Genomic DNA, 20830 nt, shown 5'->3' on the forward strand with positions numbered 1-20830 from the left:
CTCAATCAAAAATCTTCCCAGGATTGATGATGCCATTGGGGTCAAAGACGGCTTTGATGGCTTTCATATAGTCAATCTCAGTCTGGGTGCGTGTGTAGGTCAGATAAGGTTTTTTGGTCATGCCCACACCATGTTCAGCCGAGATGGAACCTTTGTATTTTTTGACGGTATCAAACACATAGGTATTGACCGTTTGACATTTTTCAAAGAACTCATCTTTGCTTAAATTGGCAGGCTTTAGGATATTTAAATGCAGATTCCCATCACCAATGTGTCCAAACCAGCAGATCTCAAAATCTGGATAATTGTCTTTGACGATCTGTTCGATATCACTGATGAAGTTTGCCAAATGGCTGATCAGTACTGACACATCATTTTTATAAGGGGTGAACACTGAAATGGTTTCAGAAATGCTTTCACGCAATTTCCAAAGCTCCTGAAGCTGACCGACACTTTGGCTCATCACGCCATCAATGATCAAGCCATCTTCGGCGCATTGCTCAAATACGCTCATCGCCAAATCCAGCACTTCTTCTGTCATCGCTTCAAATTCTAGCAATACATAAAAGGGTGCTTGGCTGTCAAAAGGTGCTTTGGTGTGACCTGCTGCGATGACTTTATCAACGGCAATTTGATCAAAAAATTCAAAAGCGGTTAAGCTCAGCGCCTTCCCAAAACGATCCAGCAGCGCCACAACGCTATTAAACTCAGGCACGCCCAGCACCATGGCGGTCAAGTTTACTGGCTGTTTTTCAAGCTTGATCAAAGCTTTGGTGACAAAGCCGAGCGTCCCTTCGGCACCGATGAACAGATGGCGAAGATCATAGCCTGTGGCGTTTTTAAGCATACCGCCGTTTAATTCTAAAATATCACCCTTGCCAGTGACGACGGTCAAGCCCAAAATTTGATTGCGCGTCATGCCATAGCGAATGACTTTGATGCCGCCAGCATTGGTGCCAATATTGCCGCCAATTTGACTTGAGCCAGATGACGCAAAATCCACCGCATAGTACAGATCTTTACTTGCGGCAAACTCTTGCAAAGCCTTGGTCACGACACCTGCTTCGACTTCTACCATACGATCGGCATCATAAAACTGCCCAATGTGATTCATCTTATCAAAACTAACCACCACTTCACCTTTTGATGCCACCGCCGCAGCCGACAGACCTGTGCGACCACCGCTAGGGACCAGGGGCGTGCCATGCTCATTAGCCAATCGGACAATGGTTGCCACCTCTTCGGTACTCTTTGGAAATAGCACCGCCTGGCAATCGGTGCTAAAGTGTACTGTCCAATCGCGTCCCCAGTGCTGCGTAGATTCGGTATCGGTTTTGATGCTCAAAGCAGGCAGGACGTCTGATAGCGCCTGTAAAAATGCGTGATGTGGGTTCATAGTGGTCTCAAAATTTTCAAAAAATAATTGCCTTATGATAGCAGATTATTGAGAATTTTTTAATGGTTTTTGACAAGATGGTGTGATTTTTGTGCAACATTAAAACCAGTATCATCGCTCATTTAAGCAGGATAATCACCATCAATGTCGAAAAATTTGCTATAATATGGAGCAATTTTGACTATAAAAACAGAGCAGCTTTATGAATTCCCTAATCACCAAAAAATCTGAACTTTTATGCCCTGCTGGCACCTTTAAAAACATGCAATACGCCTTTGCTTATGGGGCGGATGCGGTGTACGCAGGGCAGGCGCGTTACTCATTGCGGGTGCGTAATAACGATTTTGATGAAGAAAATTTGGCGAAGGGCATTGAATACGCCCATTCACTTGGCAAAAAGTTTTATGTGGTGGTCAATATCCAAGCCCATAACGCCAAGCTTAAAACCTTTATTGAAGATATTCGCCCCATTATTGAGATGAAGCCTGATGCGCTCATCATGTCGGACGCTGGCATGATTATGATGGTGCGTGAAGCCTTTCCCGAGCAGGATATTCATCTGTCGGTACAAGCCAATGCGGTAAACTGGGCGACCGTCAAATTTTGGCAACAAATGGGCGTGACTAGGGTGATTGTCAGCCGTGAGCTGTCCTTAAAAGAGATTGAGCAAATCATCAAAGAAGTGCCTGACATGGAGATTGAAGTGTTTGTGCATGGTGCGTTGTGCATGGCGTATTCGGGGCGTTGTCTTTTGTCTGGCTATATCAATAAGCGTGATGCCAACCAAGGTACTTGCACTAATGCCTGCCGTTGGTCGTATAACACTTATAAAGCGACAGAAAACGAAACTGGCGACATCGTGCCTGCCACACCCGAAGTGTTTGTGCCGAATCAAGCCCAAGATGCCAATGCCATTGGTAGCGTGAACCTTAACGGCGATGTGGTGATGGGTGATGACTATGTAGAGCAGCCGTCCGATGACGTGGTCTTGATAGAAGAACAAGGCCGTCCAGGTGAGCTCATGGCGATGTATGAAGACGAGCACGGCACGTATATCATGAACTCCAAGGATTTGCGTGCGGTGGAGCTGGTGCCTGATTTGGTGGCTATGGGCGTGCATTCGTTAAAGATTGAAGGGCGTACCAAGTCGCATTATTATGTGGCACGCACCGCTCAGGTCTATCGCCGTGCCATTGATGATGCTTTGGCAGGCAAGCCATTTGATACCAGTCTCATCACTGCGCTTGATGGGCTTGCCAATCGTGGTTATACCGAAGGCTTTTTACGCCGTCATGTGCATTCTGATTATCAAAACTATGACTACGGCTCATCTAAGACCGACAATCAGCAGTTTGTCGCTGAAGTGGCGGACATCAGCGATGAGCGTTTGACTTTGACCGTCAAAAACAAACTGATGGTGGGCGATACCATTGAAATCATGACCCCGCAGGGGAATGTTAGCTACACGCTAACTGAGATGTGGGACAAAAAAGACGCGGTGATTGATGGTGCGTTAGGCTCTGGTTGGGTGTGTCAAATTGCCAATCCCTTTAAGGATATGGATAAAGACGTGCTAAAATTTGCCCTAGTGATGAAAAGCGTGAGTGAGGCGATTTATACTTGATGAGGATTTATGGATTTTGCAAATAAGAACGTGGCTTTGTTTATCGATGCTGACAACGCCCCTGCCAAAAAGATTGAATTTATTTTAAGTGAATTGGCAAAATTTGGCACAATCAATATCCGTAAAATTTATGGAGATTGGAAAAATCACGGTCTGCAAGGCTGGGAGGATATCTTGATGGATAATGCTTTAAAGCCAGTTCAGCAGTTTGCGTACACCAAATCCAAAAATGCCACCGATATGGCTATGACGATTGACGTCATGGATATCTTGCACGAAAATAAAGTCGATGTGTTTTGCCTTGTATCGTCAGATAGCGATTTTACGCCACTGGTGATGCGACTGCGCCATGAGGGTAAGGTGGTCATTGGGTTTGGCGAACAAAAAACGCCAAAATCACTTGTGCAGGCATGTTCAAGATTTTTATATTTGGATGGCGAAAATACTAATCAAAATCATACAGGCATGTCCAAAAAGTCAAGTAATGAGCTGAAACAAGATGCCAAGCTGATGAATTTACTGCGTCACGCCATTTCAGAAGCTCAAAATGAGAAGGGCTGGGCTTCATTATCGTCAGTGGGCAGTATCATCAAAAATCAATCATCGTTCGATAGTAAAAATTATGGCTATAAACAATTGAGCGATTTGGTGAAAGCCATTGATTTGTTTGAAGTTCAACTAAACGACAGTCATTACATCATTAAAAACAAAAAAAACAAAAAATCGCCTAAAAATTCAGCTAATACCTAAAACTATGGCACTAAAAATCACCACCGACTGTATCAACTGCGACATCTGTGAACCAGAGTGTCCCAATGATGCCATCAGCTATGACCAAAAAGGTCAAAAGACTTATGTCATCAACCCTGATTTATGCACCGAGTGCATCGGCTTTTATGACGAGCCTACTTGTGATAAGGTCTGTCCGATTGATTGTATCATCAAAGACCCTGACCGTATCGAATCAGAAGATGATCTTCTCCAAAAATATAAAAAGATTTGGAATAAGTAAGCGCACCTGTTGGCGCGCTTTTGATTGGGGTGGATGATGATTAGGCAGACAACGCCTTTTTAACCAATCCTGAAATGATGGCAGGGTCAGCTTGACCGACGGTTTTTTCTTTGACTGCATTCATCACGCGTCCCATATCTTTCATGCTATCAGCTTCAAGCTCAGTAATGGTCGCAGCGATAATATCATTTAGCGCCGCTTCATCAAGCTGTGCTGGAAGAAATTGCCCAATCACTTCAATCTCAAATTTCTCTTTGGCAGCCAAATCATCTCGACCATTCGCTTCATAAATATCAAGCGATTCTTGGCGCTGTTTGATTTGCTTTTGTAATAGCTCAAGCACCGCTTTATCATCCAAAGTTGTTTGGCTGTCAATTTCTACTTTTTTGATTGCCGCTTGGACGTTGCGCATAATTTTAACCACGTCCATCTCTCGAGCTTTCATAGCGGATTTGATGGCTTCTGATAGAGAGTCTTTTAAATTCATCTGGTGCTCCTTTTGGTCATTTAAACGGATTTTTGTTGATTTTGAAGGGTGAGTAATCTGTCATAAATATCTGATTTTTTGAGATTAAGCACATCAGCGACCACGCCGGCAGCCTTTTTTGGTGGCAATTCTTTGGCGATGGCAAGTAGCCACTGATCGTAGTCTGTGCTTTGGTGTGCTGCATCATCACAGCCTGCCACCACCAAAACAATCTCACCTTTTTGTTGATTGCTGTCATTTTGAACAAATTGCAGCAGCTCGCCAAGGGGCAGCTTTTTGATGGTTTCAAAGGTCTTGGTCAGCTCGCGGCAAAGGGTCGCTTCACGGTTTGCCCCAAAGACTGACACCATGTCGCTTAGGCTCTCGACGATGCGATGCGGTGCTTCATAAAATATCAATGTCTCTGTGCGATCACACCAAGATTCCAATGCTTTTAGGCGACCATGCGACTTGGCAGGCAAAAATCCTGCAAAAGTAAATCGGTCTGAAGGCAGTCCTGCTGCCGACAAGGCGGCGATCACTGCACACGCGCCTAAAATGGGAACCACATCGATGCCATGTTCGTGAGCTGCCTTGACCAAGCGATATCCAGGGTCGGAGATGAGCGGCGTACCTGCATCGCTGATCAGGGCGATGGATTGACCAGTGCTGAGTTTCTCGATGAGCCGCTGTGTTTGGGCGTCGGCATTATGCTCATGATAGGCGCTTGTTGGTGTTGTGATATTAAAATGTTTAAGCAGCTTGGCGGAGGTGCGAGTGTCTTCACAGGCGATGATATCCACAGATTTTAGTGTGGTGATCGCACGCTCTGTCATGTCTGACAAATTACCGATCGGTGTGCTGACGAGGTATAATTTGCCCATCATGAACCGACCTCGGGCTGCTTCTGATCTTGGGCATTCAGGATAACATCATGATCTTGCTGACTTCGATCGGTCAAGTGCAGCCACTCACCAAGCACATTGGCAAGATCATCGATGCCTTCTTTTTTAAGCGCAGAAAACAGCTGAATGCTAAAGGGCAGATCTAGTGCTTCTAGCTGTTTTTTGGTGGATAGTAGCGCCGCTTTTTGTGCGCCGCGCTTGAGCTTATCTGCCTTTGTAAGCAGAACATGCACAGGCAGTCCGCCATCTTTTGCCCAGTGCAGCATTTGCTCATCAAAATATTTAAGCGGATGACGAATGTCAGTCATCAAAACCAGTCCTACTAAGGATTGGCGAGATACCAGATATTCTTCAAGCTCTTTTTGCCATTTGATTTTCATGCTCTCGGGCACAGCAGCATAGCCATAGCCTGGCAAATCCACAATACGCGCTTGCTCATCGCCGACGGTAAAAAAGTTAATCATCTGAGTGCGCCCGGGCGTCTTTGATGATCGGGCAAGCTGTTTTTGATGAGTAATGGTATTGATGGCTGAAGATTTGCCAGCATTTGAGCGACCAGCGAACGCCACTTCAAAGCCTGTGTCTTCAGGGCACAGCTTAAAAGTCGGCGCCGAAAGCAAGAATTTGGTTTGGTGAATTTGTTTTAATATCTCTTGGCTGTTCATATCGTTTCATCATCATAAATAATGAGCTAAGTGTATCATGAAAGACCAAAAATAGCGATATGACAGCTTTTGTTTGATTGATTATATCAGTGCAGATTGATCTTTTTGGCAACAAAAAAGGACGGCGTTTGCCATCCTTTTTTTGTTTTACCATTTTTAATCATTCTAAGCTTTCTAAGCGAATACGCACGACAGGCTCAACCACCGCACCAAGCGCCTCAATCTGGCTGATGGCGGTGTTCATTTGCTTTTCAAGGACGGGCAATGTTAAAATGATGATCGGCACCAGTCCCGACTTATGGGCGTCGCGCTGCAAGATGGCATCAATATTAATGCCATTATCACTCAAAATACGCGTCGTATTCGCCAAAACGCCCACTTCATCTTTGACGGTCAAGCGTAAGTAAAAGCCAGAGGTCATCTCATCACTTGGTAAAATACCAATGTCGGACAGCTCCTCAGGGATAAATGCTAGGTGCGGCACATCGCTTGGGGTAGCCGCATCAATCACATAAATCAAGTCCATCACATCAGCCACCACTGCCGATGCTGTCGCACCAGCACCAGCGCCATCGCCGTAGTATAAAGACTGACCCAAAGGATGGGCGTCAATCATCACCGCATTTTTGACGCCATTGACATTGGCTAATAGCGCTTGAGATGGAATCAAGGCAGGGTGCACGCGAAGCTCAATCCCATGCTCGCGGCGAATGGCAAAGCCTAAGTGCTTGATGGTATAACCAAGCTCTTTGGCATAAATCACATCTTGTAGGCTGATTTTGGTAATCCCTTCACAATAGACCTTATCAAACTGCACAGGAATACCAAAGGCAATCGACGCAAGCAAAGATAATTTATGTGCCGCATCAATCCCTTCGACATCAAAAGTCGGATCAGCTTCAGCATAGCCCAGTGCTTGAGCTTCAACAAGTACTTCATCAAATTTACGATTTTTTTGCTGCATCTCGGTCATGATAAAGTTGCCTGTACCATTGATGATGCCTGTCAGCCAATCAATTTTATTGGCTGCTAATGCTTCACGAACGATCTTAATGATCGGAATGCCGCCTGCAACAGCCGCTTCATAGCGTACTTGTACGCCATGCTCTTCGGCCAATTTAAAAATCTCATTACCATGTTTGGCAAGTAAAGCCTTGTTGGCGGTTACAACATGTTTTTTGTGGCGGATGGCGTGAGTGATGACTTCATAAGCCACATCTGTGCCACCAATCACTTCGATGACGATATCCACATCTTCAGCTTCTGCAATCGCCATCAGATCTGCAGTTTGATGGATGCTTGGATCAATGTCATTACGATGGCGGCGAGTGCCTGCGTGCGTGACGACAAGCTGATGACCGCTGCGGCGAGTCAGCTCATTGATGTTATCTTTGATGAGATTTAATACGCCAGTGCCGACAGTGCCTAGACCCAGTACGGCAAGATTAATGGTGTTATTCACAAGATGCTCCGTGATCGGAATGTTTGCTTAAGTGTTTGGCTAATCAATCCATAGCCAAAATTCAAAAAATTAAAAATGGTTAAATGATCAATCCAAGTGCCGCTTGGTTTGATTTGGATAAAGAAGACAATCTTGCCAAATGAAGGTCAAATCACCAACCCATTTAAGCGTCTAATTTAAGTGTTTAATTTAATAAGTTGCCTAAGTTATCATAAGTTCGTGTTTTGTGCTAGGTTTTTTGGTGATTTAATTTTTACCCTTAGGTATTAGGGTGTGCTTACCTGTGGTATTGACAACAAAAATAAAATTTAGTCGTTTTTCATCATAAATAATATTAAATTTTATTTTTATCAAAACTTAATAAAATATCATCAAGGGTAGGCACGCTCCAGCTTTTTGATCAATCAGGATAGTTATCGTTGTTCAATGGCAGTATGGATGAGATCTTTGGCAGGCATATAGCCACCAATCTGCCTGCCAGATTCGGCAAAAACAGCAGGCGTGCCTGATACGCCCAAACTACGCCCTAATGCCAAATGTTCTTGAACGGGGTTTTTACAATGCTTGGCATGGACAGTTTGACCAAGCTTAGCTGCTGTTAAGGCTGCTTTTCGGTCTTGGCTACACCAAATTGCCTCGGTGAGTGGTATGTCTCGTTCTGAGCGTGGCCATGCCAAATAACGCACCTCAATACCGCCAGCATTGAGCTGCTCGATATCCTTGTGTAGCATTCGGCAGTAGTGGCAAGTTGGGTCGCTAAAAACATAAATAGATGCTTTATGCTGACTGGTTGCAGGGTAAATAATCATATCATCAGTATTGGCTTTGGCCAAGGTTTCTTTGGCCAAAGATGACTGAATGTCAGCGGTAATATCTGTCGGATAATCACCACTTAATTTGACAATTTGCCCTTGAATTAAATATTCACCCGATTTATCTGTGAACATTGCAGGGGCATTTTCAAAGCTGACCCAATATATATCAGGCATGGTTGTTGGCAGGGCATTTGTCACAGTGATATCAACCCCCGCTTGGGTCAAATTATCTTGGAGCGTCTTGATAAGCGTGGTATCGCTTTGAGAAGAAGTTTGGGTTTGGGTTGTTGGCTGGCTGGCATTAGAAGTATCTTTGGCATGAGAATTGCCAGAGCTACAGGCATTTAATAATAAAAAGCTTGCCATCAGTGTTGGCGGTAATAATCGGTGCATAAATCGGTGCATAAAAATTTGACGCATGGTTTTAACAGCCTAAAAGTGATAAAAATGGTGGTTTGAGAGTGTGATATCAATGATTTATCAGTCATTGAGCGACTTGCCTTTGATGATTAAGATGGCTGTTGCATGAAGTTATGAAGTCTTGACATCTTAATCATCATATCCCAAAAGTCATTGGCTTAACTAAAATAGATAATCTCAAAAAATTATACCAAAAAATGGTCATTGCCACCAAGATATTTCAAGATATTTGTTTAAATGACAGCGTTAATTTTTACTGTGGTTTGTTTTGGTTTTATCGCATTGGATTATTATTCATATTACATTTATAATAAATTGATAATAACTTAACTTATTTTATTTTAAATAATCGCATCAGCTGACTTGCAAATTGTCATAATTATTTGATACAATACGGCGTTATTTCAAACCTGCTTTTGGTACTTTATCCTTGAAGACCAATCCATCTCATACAGGAAATAACCTATGCTACGCATTGCCTATGATGCTTTGACATTTGATGATGTCTTGCTTTTGCCCGCCTATTCTGAAGTTCTCCCAAAACAAACTTCCCTAACTACTCGCTTAACCAAAGATATTACCATCAATTTGCCCATCATTTCTGCTGCCATGGATACCGTGACCGAATCAAAAATGGCGATCGCTATGGCCCAGCTTGGCGGTATGGGGATCATTCATAAGAACATGGACATCGCCCATCAGGCGCGCCGTGTTCGTCATGTTAAGAAGTTTGAAGCTGGGACGGTGGCAGATCCGATTACTGTTACCGCCGATGCAACTGTTGGCGATTTGCTTGCCTTGACGCGTGAGCATAAAATCAGTGGCGTACCAGTCGTTGAAGCAGGCACTAATAAGGTTGTGGGTATTGTCACTCATCGTGATTTGCGTTTTGAGACCAATTTATCTCAGCCTGTGACCAATGTCATGACGCCAAAAGACAAGCTTGTGACTGTTAAAGAAGGCGAAACCCAAGAGCGTATCAAAGAGCTGCTACATCGCCATCGTATCGAAAAAGTTGTGGTGATTGATGATGATTATCAGCTTAAAGGGTTGATTACAGTGAATGATTTTTCTAAAGCAGAAAATAACCCTAATGCTGCCAAAGATAGCAAAGGTCGTCTATTGGTTGGTGCGGCAGTTGGTACTGGTGCCGATACCGAAGCTCGCGTAGAGGCATTGATTGACGCACAAGTCGATATGATCATCGTAGATACCGCGCATGGTCATTCAAAAGGCGTGATCGACCGCGTAGCATGGATTAAGAAAAACTACCCTAATATCCAAGTCATTGGGGGTAATATCGCAACAGGTGATGCTGCTTTGGCACTGCTAGATGCAGGTGCAGACGCTGTCAAAGTGGGTATCGGTCCTGGTTCTATTTGTACAACGCGTATTGTTGCAGGCATTGGCGTCCCACAAGTCAGTGCCATTGATAGTGTGGCAAGTGCGTTAAAAGATCGCATTCCTTTGATTGCCGATGGCGGTATTCGTTTTTCGGGTGATATTGCCAAAGCCATCGCAGCAGGTGCGTCGTGCATCATGGTGGGTAGCTTATTGGCAGGTACCGAAGAAGCGCCTGGCGAGGTTGAGCTGTTCCAAGGTCGTTATTATAAAGCTTATCGTGGCATGGGTAGCCTAGGTGCGATGAGCGGTCAAAATGGCTCATCAGATCGCTATTTTCAAGATGCCAAAGATGGCGTTGAAAAACTGGTACCAGAAGGTATCGAAGGCCGCGTGCCTTATAAAGGTCCTGTGGCAGGCATCATCGGTCAATTGGCAGGTGGTCTAAGATCATCCATGGGTTATACAGGTTGCCAGACCATCGAACAGATGCGTAAGAATACCAGCTTTGTCAAAGTGACTTCCGCAGGTATGAAGGAATCGCATGTACACGATGTACAGATTACCAAAGAAGCACCCAATTATCGCCAAAATTAACGCTATTAATACCAAATAAAAGCACTCATCAGATAGGGTGGGTGCTTTTTAGAGCATAAAAAATAAACTGACACATGATTTGTTGTCATATATTTTAAAACGCTTTTAATTTTAGATCATGGTTAAAAATAACAGAATATGAATTTTAAAGTTTTCAAAATCAATATGTTAGATGAAATTATGAAAATAAATAACAATAATTCTGATTTATTTTAATCAATAATATCAATTATCATTTACAAGAAAAATTTTTTTTGATAAAATTCTTACTTGTACCTTGCTATTTTTTCTTATTTATCATTTTTGGCGATATTTTCGTTGATTTTAGTAAGTAGATGAGCAAGGGATAATTTGACAAAAACAAATTTGATTTCAAGCCTCATAATCGGAGTCATTATGAATAAGTTTCAATTATTACCGCTGACATTGGCGGTGAGTGCCGCTTTTACAACCACTGCTTTTGCAGCTGTCAGCCAACCTAAGGTTGTCTTGGCAGGCGATACAGTGGTCAGTGATCGCCAAGGTGCAAAAATTAAAACCAATGTTGTTACCTTACGAGAAAAAGACGAAAGAACTGCCACAGATTTGCGTGGTCTGTTACAAGGTGAGCCCGCCATTGATTTCGGTGGTGGTAATGGTACTTCTCAATTTATCAGTATCCGTGGCATGGGTCAAAACTCGATTGATACCAAAATTGATAATGCCTATACTGACAGTCAGTTTTTGTATCACCAAGGTCGCTTTATGCTAGACCCCCAGATGGTCAAAGTCGTTTCGGTACAAAAAGGGGCAGGCTTTGCCAGTGCAGGCATTGGGGCAACCAATGGTGCGATTGTTACCAAAACCTTAGATGCTGATGAGCTTTTAAGAAACAGCGACAAAGATTATGGCTTTAAAGTTGGTGCAGGCTTATCAACCAACAAAGGTCATTCTTATCATGGCAGTGCCTTTGGTAAAGCACAGACAGGATTTGGTCAGGTAGATGCCCTTGTCTCTTATAATAAAGTAGATGAAAGCGACTATAAAGGCGGTAAAGGGTACACCAATCTGTTGGGCAATGACGTGGTCACAAGTAGTGCCTTAGATAAATCCAGCTTCCTTGCTAAGGCAGGGCTAACCGCTGGCGATCATCGATTTGTGGTCAGCCATTTAAACCAAACTCATAAAGGCATCCGTGGTGTGCGTGAAGAGTTTGACTTCGCCAATTCTGATTTGACAATAGACATAGAAAAAAAAGGTAAAATCCGTACCGAAGCAGATCTTTTGGCAGAATTAAATAAAGATTATCCAGGTCAGGGCTATAAGCTTGGTAAAAAAATAAATGATAAAGATAATAAGGTGGTCGGTTATCATGTGGTCGATGCCAATGGCAGACAGGTGCCTAATTTGGACAGAAACCGCCCAGCTTATCGTGAAACCATTCAAAAGAACATCAACTTAGAATACCAAGGCAAACTGCCCTTGGGTAACGTTACTGCCAATATCTATAAGCAAGACAATCTACGTCATGATTCTGCCAATAAGAACAATGGCTATTTGGGTGGTTTTGAAAAGCCTGTTACCAGCAAATACATCACCCATGGGGCAAACTTTAATATCGATACTTATCCAATGACCGATTTGGTTGTCAAATACGGACTTAACTATCGCCATCAAGAGCTGATTCCTGCTGAGAAAAAACGAAAAGGCGATACCGTTGGTCGATCTCCCAAAACATTTGACTTACCAGTTGATATCATCAATCAAGAAAAAACTGATATTGGCGTCTATGCCGAAGCCATCAAAGATTATGGCCCTTGGACGCTGACAGGTGGCTTGCGTTATGATCATTTTGAATTCACCGCCATGGATGGTAAAAAACGCAAAGATGGTAACATCAACCCAAGCTTGGGTGTGATTTACCAAGTTAACCCTGATTTGAGCGTCAATGGTGTGCTGAATATGGCAACACGCAGTCCACGCATGTATGATACCTTATTGGCTCAAGGTCATCGTGGCATCGTGAGCATTGATGATGATACCAAGGCTGAGCTTGCTAAAAATGCTGAGATTGGCTTCAACTACAATAATGGTACAGTATTTGCTGATGGCAGTATTTTTTATCAAAAAACCGAAAATGCCTTAGGTAACTTTGCTAATTCTCGTCATGGCGTTAAAATTAATTCCATTAAAAATGTTGGACATATGACAAACAAAGGTTATGAGCTTGGTGTGGGTTATGCTCAAGGACCGCTGACTGGTCGTATTGGGGTTTCTGAAAGCCGTCCTGAGTTGGTGGGTGTACAGTTAAGTGGCAACCCAGAGTTTGCCCTACCTGTTGGTCGCACATGGACAGCATCACTTGGCTATAAGGTGATGGATAATCTGGAAGTTGGCATCAACAATAAGAGCGTTCAAGGTACTGACCGTGCTGTGTTATCACACAAAACGGAACCTGAATATCGCCCAGGTTACAGTGTCAGCGACATCTATGCCAACTGGAAGCCTTATGGCAATGATAAGATGAATGTGAATTTCTCAGTGAACAATGTCTTTGATAAAAACTATCGCCCACATAGTGAGCGTGCTTCTGTGATAGCACTGCCTGGGGCAGGTCGTGATTTCCGTGTTGGCGTGAACTTTACTTACTAATACTTACTGATTTATCGGTATGACTGAACACTCAAGCACTGCTTGGGTGTTCTTTTTATTGCTATGAGTGGATAAAAACGATAAAAAAAGCCAATCGTATCATATTGATTGGCTATGATGATAAAATCAAGTTATTACTGATTTAAGAACCACGCATTGGCACTGCGTTTGGCAGATTCGATTTCACTGGAGGATAAATTAAGAGCAAGCTGGCTGACTTTAACCTTAGCACGATTGCGTACATTATCATCAAGCATACCCTCACGAGCGGATAAATCATACCATTTATAAGCATCAACCAAGCGTTGTTGCTGCTCATCAATCATCGCCAGGGCATAGCTGGCGCGATTATCGCCCAAATTAGCTGCTTTCTCAAGCCAAGCTCGACCCGTTGCCATGTCTGCCTTGACGCCTTCACCGCGCAGATACATGATGCCAAGATTGAGCTGGGCTGGAGCGATGTTTTTTTCGGCAGCGCGGGTGTACCAATAGGCAGCTTTTGAGGCGTCTTTGGTAACACCTTCGCCTTTTTGTAAGCGTTTGGCAAGAAAAAACTGGGCATGATAATCACCGCTGGCAGCTTGATTAGTCAAGGTTGTGATATCGATTGTTTCAAAGCGATTATTAGCCAAAGAGGTCAGAGAATATGTTAAGGTGGTGGTGCCTAGTACGCTGGCTAATAGGGCGATTTTAAACAATTTCATGACGCTGTCCTATGGCAAAAAATAAAAAGGAGTTAAAAGTAGACCTGCAAAAGCTCAATCGTATCTCAAAGGCTGTTGCAGGTAGGCGGCTATAATAAAAGGATGGCGTGATAATATGCCACACGCATCTTATCACGCAGCTAAACAATTTATTATACCGTGATTATAACGAACAATCAGTAAACAAACGGTAACTGCAAGTTACATTTTACCACTATTTTTAAAAATTGGGTGAATCTTAAATAACTTTTTTAAGGTTTTTAGTTTTTGGCAATGCGATAAACAGCAACATCAGCAAGCAAGTTTGGCACGCGCTTGACCATGCGATTTAATAACGCCGAAGGCAGCTTGGGATTGGGTTTATCGCTGATGGCAACTGTGTCTAGAATGCGAATGTTATTTTTATCGCACAATTGTTCAAAATCCTTAAAAGTACATAGATGAATATTGGGGGTATTATACCATTCATGGGGTAGCGTGTCTGATATGGGCATCATGCCTTTGATACCCAAATACATACGGTTTTGCCAATATGCAAAATTTGGAAAAGTGACAATGCCTTCTTTGGCAACTCGCAGCATATCAATCAGTAGCTGATCGGGTGATTTGACCGCTTGAAGTGCACGAGCCATGACGACCGTATCAAAGCTATTATCAGCAAAACGCGCCAAGCCTTCATTGAGATCTTGCTCAATGATATTTAAGCCCTTGGCAATGGCTTGATTGATTTTGAATTCATCAATCTCAAGCCCATAACCAGTCACACCAAGATTTTTTTGGAGATGTTTAAGCAAGGTGCCATCACCACAGCCTAAGTCTAGCACACGAGATTTGGGTAAAATCCACTTTTCTGCCAACTGATGATCAATATTATTCATGCATGATCCTTATTATATGATGGCGCAATGACGATAAGATGACATGCAGCCATGTTTATTGCCTTGCTAATTTAGAGATTTGTGTGGGGGTCATGGGCTCTGATACAGGATTGGCTTCGATGACTGGCGCAGATAAAAAGCCTTTGAGTGCATCGCTATAGCGAGGAATATCAAATAAAAAAGAATCATGACCATGCGGGGCGTCCACATTGACAAAACTGACTGGTTTTTGATTGGCAATCAAAGCATCGACCAATTCGATCGATCTTTCGGGGCTAAAGCGCCAATCGGTCGTAAAAGACACCACCAAAAATTGGCACTGGGTACGCGCCAAGGTCAGTTTCAGGGCATCTTCATCAGACAGACCGTCAGGTGCATAGCCGCGTGTCGGATCAAAATAATCTAATGCTTTGGTCATTAAAAGATAGGTATTGGCATCAAAATTTTGGCTGAAGCGTTCACCTTGATAGCGTAAATAGCTCTCAACTTGAAATTCCACATCATAGCCATACATAAATTTGCCAGATTTTAAGTCGCGTCCAAATTTGGCTTTCATGGCATCTTCGGTGATGTAGGTGATGTGCCCAACCATACGAGCTAAAATCAGACCGCGTCGCGGATACGTACCGTGCTCTAAATACCACCCATCATGAAAATCAGGATCCGATAAGATTGATTGGCGCGCCACTTCATTAAAGGCGATGTTTTGTGCGGATAATTTGGGTGTACTGGCGATGATCACCGCGCGGCTTAAGCGATCAGGATAATCCACTGACCACTGCAGGGCTTGCATGCCGCCCATAGAGCCGCCGACGACTGCGTGCCATTTTTGAATACCCAATCGATCAGAGAGCATAACTTGGGTTTTGACCCAGTCTTTGATGGTGATCAAAGGAAAGTCAGCGCCGTAGATTTTGCCAGTTTGGGGATTGATCGTGGTGGGTCCTGTTGAGCCATGACATGAGCCGATATTATTTAAGCAGACGACAAAAAACTTAGAGGTATCAATCGCTTTGCCATTTCCGATCAAATTATCCCACCAGCCTGGTTTGGCATCAGCAGCAGCATGATAGCCTGCCGCGTGATGACTGCCTGAAAGCGCGTGACAAATTAAAATGGCATTAGATTTATCGGCATTGAGCGTGCCATAAGTTTCGATCACAAGCTCAAAGGCAGGCAACACTCTTTGGCATTCCAAAGTCAAAGGTTCGTCAAAAAACAGCGTCTGCGGCTCAACAATACCGACTGAGCTTGGATCAAGATGTGGTGCGATTTGGTCATTTTGATGCACAAATTTTCCTAAACTTTATTAATGGCTCTGATGAAGCATGATGGAGGTGTCATATCAAGCTGACGGTATTATTTTAATTCAAAGGCGGTCTGACCTTGGGGCGTGATCTTAAAAATTTGCACTTTAAAGAGTACTTCTTGACCTGCCAAAGGATGGTTAAAATCAACCAAAACCTCATCATCAGTCACTGAGCTGATGACACCAACCAAAGAATTTTGACCCTTGTCAGCAAATTCCATCATCATGCCGACGACAGGGTTGGGTTCGGATAGGGCAAATTGTGCGCGCGTAAAGGTTTGAACATTCTCAGGGGATTCCACTGCCCAAACGCATCTTCTGCTGGCAGCGCTGCTGTGCGGGTGTCACCTGCTTTTAGGTTCATCAAGACTTTTTCAAATCCTACAAGTAGGCTTTCGTCGCCAATGGTGAGTGTCACGGGTTCATCACGATGAAAAGTAGAGTCGATCACCTCGCCGCTCATCAAACTGACCTCAAAATGCAAAGAAACGCGGCTGCCTTGGGTGATGCGGATTTCTTCGTTAGGTAAAATGGGTGTATTCATAAGTTTTTATTGGGATTTTTGATTCAAAGGTTGAAATATTTTAGCACAGTATCGTTTGACAAGCACGAGCAAAACTGGATCTGTTTTATGGCAATGCCAAAAGCGTTATGATCTAAATTGCCTTAAACCAAACCACCTTTAAAAGCACCAAAGCCAAAATCTACTTTTGGCTTTGGCAGGGCGATGAATCAGACAAAAAAGATACAGATGCTAGCTAACCTTTCTTTTATTTTCTAAAAATAACATGTCATACACCACCATCGCCATGCCGATACAGATGCCCATATCTGCGATATTAAAAATTGGATAATGCCACACATCAGCATAATGCACATGAATAAAATCAATCACATGGCTATGCAAAATACGGTCAATCACATTACCAATCGCACCGCCAAGCACAAGCGCCAAGCCTAAGCTGAGCGTGCTTGCGATTCTTGGTGCTTTTCGTAGATAGACAATGATGTAGCCTGAAACTACCAAGCCTAAAATCGCAAAAAACCATTTTTGCCAACCAGCTTGATCCGCCAAAAAGCTAAAAGCTGCGCCGTAATTGTACGCCAAAGTCCAGTTCAGCACAGGTGGAATGACAGCGATGCTCTCACCAAGATTTAAGGCGGTTTTAAAATAATATTTGGTGAGCTGATCAATCACCAAGACCACGATGGCGATGAGATAATATCCCATCGCCTTGCTACCATTTGAAACCAAAATCGGTTGTGAATTAGGCATACAAACGCATCTCCCCATCATCTAAATTCTGCACACAGCGACCGCAGATCTCTGGATGGTCAGCGTGTGTGCCGACATCGGTGCGCACATGCCAACAGCGTACGCACTTGGTGCCATCAGCAGGTGTGATGGTTGTAGATAGCGTATCACCAGATTTCACGGTTGCATCAGAGGTGATGAATACAAAGCGCAGCTCATCACCAAATTTATTTAGAATATCGGCGATGTCTTGTGGTGCTGTGATGGCGACTTTGGCGGTCAAGTTACTGCTGACGATTTTCTCGCCGCGCGCATCTTCAATGGATTTATTGACCAAATCTTTGACCAAGGCGACTTGATCCCAATCTTCGCTACTGATGTCACCCATGCTAAAGCTTGGCAGCTCGTACCATTCGGCGGTAAAAATGTAGCCTTGTGTGCCTTTGAGCACTTGCCAAGCTTCTTGAGCGGTGAAAGATAAAATTGGCGAAATCCAGCGAAGCAGAGCGTGCGCAATGTGATACAGTGCTGTCTGAGCCGACCGACGCGGTAAGCCATCTGCCTTGGTGGTGTAAGTACGATCTTTGATGATATCAAGATAAAAACCGCCCAAATCTTGAGAACAAAAACCCATCACCGCTTGGCAGACTTGGTGAAAGTCCATGTTGGTATATGAGCGGACGATCTCATCTTGGATGGACTTGGTGCGATGCAAGATATATTTATCCAAACTGATGAGCTCATCGGCTGAAACCATGTCAGTTTCAGGATCAAAGTCGTCCGTATTGGCAAGCAAGAATCGGATGGTGTTACGAATGCGGCGATACATATCAGTGGTACGATCAAAACCTTCTTTTGATACCGCCATCTCATAACGATAATCGGATGAGCCTACCCACAGACGCAAGATATCCACGCCCATTTTATTGGCAATGTCCGATGGCTCAAAACCTTTGGTATTACCTTTGGACTTAGAAAGCTTATGCCCTTTGGCATCAACCGTGAAGCCATGCGTCAGTACTTGTTTATAAGGTGGGCGCCCATAAATGGACTCACCAACCAATAAAGACGACTGAAACCAGCCGCGATGCTGATCAGAGCCTTCTAAATACAAATCGGCAGGATTAGATAGCTCGTCACGGCGATTTAGGACAGCGAAGTTGGTCGCCCCAGAGTCAAACCACACATCCAAGGTGTCATTACACTTATTATAAGTATCAATATCTTCACCGATGAAGGCTTCAGCGTCGGTATCGAACCATGCTTCAACGCCGCCGTCTTCGATCAGCTTGGCGGCTTGTTCCATCAGCTCACTGGTGCGTGGATGTAGCTCACCTGAATCTTTATGAATAAAAAATGGAATCGGCACACCCCAGGTGCGCTGACGACTGATACACCAATCAGGGCGACCATTCATCATAGATTCGATACGATTTTGACCCCAAGCTGGTGTCCAAGTCACTTCTGGAATGTCTTTGAGTGCTTGCTCACGCAAACCGCGCGCCTGCATACTGATAAACCATTGCGGCGTCGCTCGAAAGATGATCGGGGTCTTATGGCGCCAGCAGTGTGGATAGCTGTGGCGAATTTTATTATGGGCAAGCAAGTGTCCTGTCTGTACCAGTTTGTCGATGATTTTGGGCTGAGCTTTATAAATGTGCTCGCCCACAAATACTTTGGCTTCAGGCAAGTAGACACCGTTGCCTGCCACAGGATTATCGACATTTAGGTGATATTTTAGACCGATATTATAGTCATCGACACCATGAGCAGGAGCGGTATGCACCAACCCTGTACCACTGTCAGCGGTAACATGCTCGCCTGTGATGATGGGTACTTGGCGTTCGCTGATAAGAGGGTGTTGAGCGTTTAGGACGGTCAAATCTGCCCCTTTGATGGTTGCGATTGTCTCAACATCATCAAGTGCCACATTTTTACTAAAATCTGCCACCAAATCATTTGCCAAGATAAAATGGGCGGTGTGATTGATGGTGCTTGGGTTTGTGATGGTATAGACCCACATTTTACCAAGGTCATTTTCTACATCTTTTTGATAAGTTGCCCCTAATTTTTCTACCGCTTTTTTGGAGCGGTCATTGCCTTCATGTATTTGAAAACGCACGGTATTTCTGTATTTAAAGGCGTGATTTAATAAGGTGTGTTTAATCTCATCATTTGCCCCTTTGCCCCAAAATTCGGGTGTGAGGAAGGTAAAACCAATACCAATGACATCATCTTTGGCATTGTCATGACAAAAACGGGTTGTGCCAATGATATTGCCAGTGTGCTTATCAATAATGGCATAGGCTTTATCTTTCACTGCTTGTTCAAAAAATGGTTCAAACACCTCTGGCAGGTGTCGTTTGGTTGGCATAAATTGCCAAATGGCAGGGTCGGACGCACACGCTTGTAGTGCCTGCTTGTCGGCTTTGGTTAGGGTTCTTAGGGTAAAATTTTTACTGTCAATTTGGCTTGGCAGTGCAAAGATGGGGTTTTTTTTGCCCTTGATGATGGCATAATCAAAGTCGCTATGTGCTGAGATTGCTTGGTTGGCAGGCAGTGTCCATGGGGTTGTTGTCCAAATGACGGCTTGAAGCGTGCCTTGAATGTCAGCGGTGGCAGGCAGTGCGTCACGATTGACAATATCAAAGCCCACATAAATGGCGTCAGAGGTTTTATCTTCATATTCAACTTCAGCTTCTGCCAAAGCCGAACCGCAGTCTAGGCACCAATTGACAGGTTTTAGACCGCGCACAATGTGACCGTTTTCATAAATCTTGGCAAGAGCGCGCACGGTATCGGCTTCTTGCTGAAAATTCATGGTCAGATAAGGATTTTGCCAATCGCCAAGCACGCCCAAGCGCTTAAAGTCAGCCATTTGTAGAGCGATTTGGCTCTTGGCATACTCACGGCACGCACCACGAAACTGTCTTGCGCTGATCACTTGACCGTCTTTTTGTTGACCAACTTTACCAAGAATGCCTTCGACTTTTTGCTCAATGGGCAGACCATGACAGTCCCAACCAGGCACATAAGGTGCATCGTAGCCATCCAAGGTTTTATATTTCACGATGATGTCTTTTAGGACTTTATTAACCACATGACCCAAGTGAATTTGCCCGTTGGCATAAGGAGGTCCATCGTGCAGTGTATAGGTCTTACGACCTTGGCGCGCCTTGCGAATCTGTCCATAGACATCATCTTTTTCCCATTGTTCCAACCAAATCGGCTCGCGCTTGGCAAGATCACCGCGCATGGCAAAAGTGGTATCGGCAAGATTTAGGGTGTTCTTGTAGTCGGTGATTTGGTCGGTCATAACTGGCTCGTAAAAATAAAGGAAGATGGGTTAT

Annotated in this window: 16 protein-coding genes and 1 pseudogene; 5 read left to right on the forward strand and 12 right to left on the reverse strand. The window is 43.9% G+C overall.

All coding sequences use genetic code 11. The features are described from left to right. Position 1: 1 nt before the first annotated feature. Positions 2-1396, reverse strand: coding sequence for an FAD-binding oxidoreductase (locus AO382_RS10025; protein WP_064620819.1), 1395 nt, complete (start codon positions 1394-1396; stop codon positions 2-4). A gap of 202 nt (positions 1397-1598) precedes the next feature. Between AO382_RS10025 and yegQ the strand changes: the two genes are divergently transcribed. From yegQ to AO382_RS10040, 3 genes are read left to right on the forward strand one after another with little or no spacing between them, the layout of a single operon-like run. Next, positions 1599-3020, forward strand: coding sequence for a tRNA 5-hydroxyuridine modification protein YegQ (gene yegQ / locus AO382_RS10030; protein ID WP_064620822.1), 1422 nt, complete (start codon positions 1599-1601; stop codon positions 3018-3020). Between the two features lie 9 nt (positions 3021-3029). After that, positions 3030-3770, forward strand: coding sequence for an NYN domain-containing protein (locus tag AO382_RS10035; protein WP_064620825.1), 741 nt, complete (start codon positions 3030-3032; stop codon positions 3768-3770). Between the two features lie 4 nt (positions 3771-3774). After that, on the forward strand, positions 3775-4032 hold the full coding sequence (locus AO382_RS10040) for a YfhL family 4Fe-4S dicluster ferredoxin (protein ID WP_064620828.1): 258 nt from the start codon (positions 3775-3777) through the stop codon (positions 4030-4032). Between the two features lie 40 nt (positions 4033-4072). Here AO382_RS10040 and AO382_RS10045 read toward each other — a convergent pair whose 3' ends face one another. The 5 genes from AO382_RS10045 to AO382_RS10065 all read right to left on the reverse strand — a co-directional run bounded on the left by AO382_RS10045 (position 4073) and on the right by AO382_RS10065 (position 8765). Further along, on the reverse strand, positions 4073-4519 hold the full coding sequence (locus AO382_RS10045; RefSeq protein ID WP_064620831.1) for a GatB/YqeY domain-containing protein: 447 nt from the start codon (positions 4517-4519) through the stop codon (positions 4073-4075). A 20-nt stretch (positions 4520-4539) separates the two neighbouring features. Continuing rightward, on the reverse strand, positions 4540-5385 hold the full coding sequence (gene rsmI / locus AO382_RS10050; RefSeq protein ID WP_064620834.1) for a 16S rRNA (cytidine(1402)-2'-O)-methyltransferase: 846 nt from the start codon (positions 5383-5385) through the stop codon (positions 4540-4542). Continuing rightward, a complete protein-coding gene (gene yihA, locus AO382_RS10055) occupies positions 5382-6068 on the reverse strand; it encodes a ribosome biogenesis GTP-binding protein YihA/YsxC (protein ID WP_081261415.1) in 687 nt (228 codons plus the stop codon). Before yihA ends, rsmI begins: the two co-directional genes overlap by 4 nt. 160 nt (positions 6069-6228) lie before the next feature. Beyond that, positions 6229-7530, reverse strand: coding sequence for a homoserine dehydrogenase (locus AO382_RS10060; RefSeq protein WP_064620836.1), 1302 nt, complete (start codon positions 7528-7530; stop codon positions 6229-6231). 413 nt (positions 7531-7943) lie between these two features. After that, the gene (locus tag AO382_RS10065; RefSeq protein WP_064620839.1) at positions 7944-8765 is read right to left on the reverse strand and encodes a DsbC family protein; all 822 of its coding nucleotides are present in this window, start codon (positions 8763-8765) and stop codon (positions 7944-7946) included. A 465-nt stretch (positions 8766-9230) separates the two neighbouring features. On the opposite strand from AO382_RS10065, the gene guaB reads away from it, so the two are divergent. Together guaB and AO382_RS10075 are read left to right on the forward strand one after the other, a co-directional pair. Further along, complete coding sequence (gene guaB, locus AO382_RS10070) at positions 9231-10703, forward strand: IMP dehydrogenase (RefSeq protein WP_064620842.1); 1473 nt, start codon at positions 9231-9233, stop codon at positions 10701-10703. Between the two features lie 396 nt (positions 10704-11099). Then, positions 11100-13334 (forward strand): TonB-dependent siderophore receptor, encoded by a 2235-nt coding sequence (locus AO382_RS10075; RefSeq protein WP_064620845.1) that lies wholly within the window; start codon positions 11100-11102, stop codon positions 13332-13334. 134 nt (positions 13335-13468) lie between these two features. Here the strand turns inward: AO382_RS10075 and AO382_RS10080 are convergent, their stop codons facing one another. The 6 genes and pseudogenes from AO382_RS10080 to ileS all read right to left on the reverse strand — a co-directional run bounded on the left by AO382_RS10080 (position 13469) and on the right by ileS (position 20796). Further along, entirely contained in the window at positions 13469-14038 is a 570-nt protein-coding gene (locus AO382_RS10080) for a tetratricopeptide repeat protein (protein ID WP_064620849.1), read from the reverse strand. A 260-nt stretch (positions 14039-14298) separates the two neighbouring features. Next, positions 14299-14916 carry a methionine biosynthesis protein MetW gene (metW, locus tag AO382_RS10085; protein WP_064620852.1) on the reverse strand — a complete coding sequence of 206 codons (618 nt, stop codon included), beginning with the start codon at positions 14914-14916 and terminating at the stop codon, positions 14299-14301. A 55-nt stretch (positions 14917-14971) separates the two neighbouring features. Beyond that, the gene (metX, locus tag AO382_RS10090) at positions 14972-16207 is read right to left on the reverse strand and encodes a homoserine O-succinyltransferase MetX (RefSeq protein ID WP_064620855.1); all 1236 of its coding nucleotides are present in this window, start codon (positions 16205-16207) and stop codon (positions 14972-14974) included. A 68-nt stretch (positions 16208-16275) separates the two neighbouring features. Next, positions 16276-16769, reverse strand: a pseudogene (locus tag AO382_RS10095) (FKBP-type peptidyl-prolyl cis-trans isomerase). A 210-nt stretch (positions 16770-16979) separates the two neighbouring features. Next, a complete protein-coding gene (gene lspA / locus AO382_RS10100) occupies positions 16980-17501 on the reverse strand; it encodes a signal peptidase II (protein ID WP_064620858.1) in 522 nt (173 codons plus the stop codon). Next, complete coding sequence (gene ileS / locus AO382_RS10105) at positions 17494-20796, reverse strand: isoleucine--tRNA ligase, N-acetyltransferase domain-containing (protein WP_064620861.1); 3303 nt, start codon at positions 20794-20796, stop codon at positions 17494-17496. The genes lspA and ileS overlap by 8 nt, the downstream gene beginning before the upstream one ends. Between the last annotated feature and the right edge of the window lie 34 nt (positions 20797-20830).

Source organism: Moraxella catarrhalis (assembly GCF_001656295.1).
In the GTDB taxonomy this organism is placed as follows: domain Bacteria; phylum Pseudomonadota; class Gammaproteobacteria; order Pseudomonadales; family Moraxellaceae; genus Moraxella; species Moraxella veridica.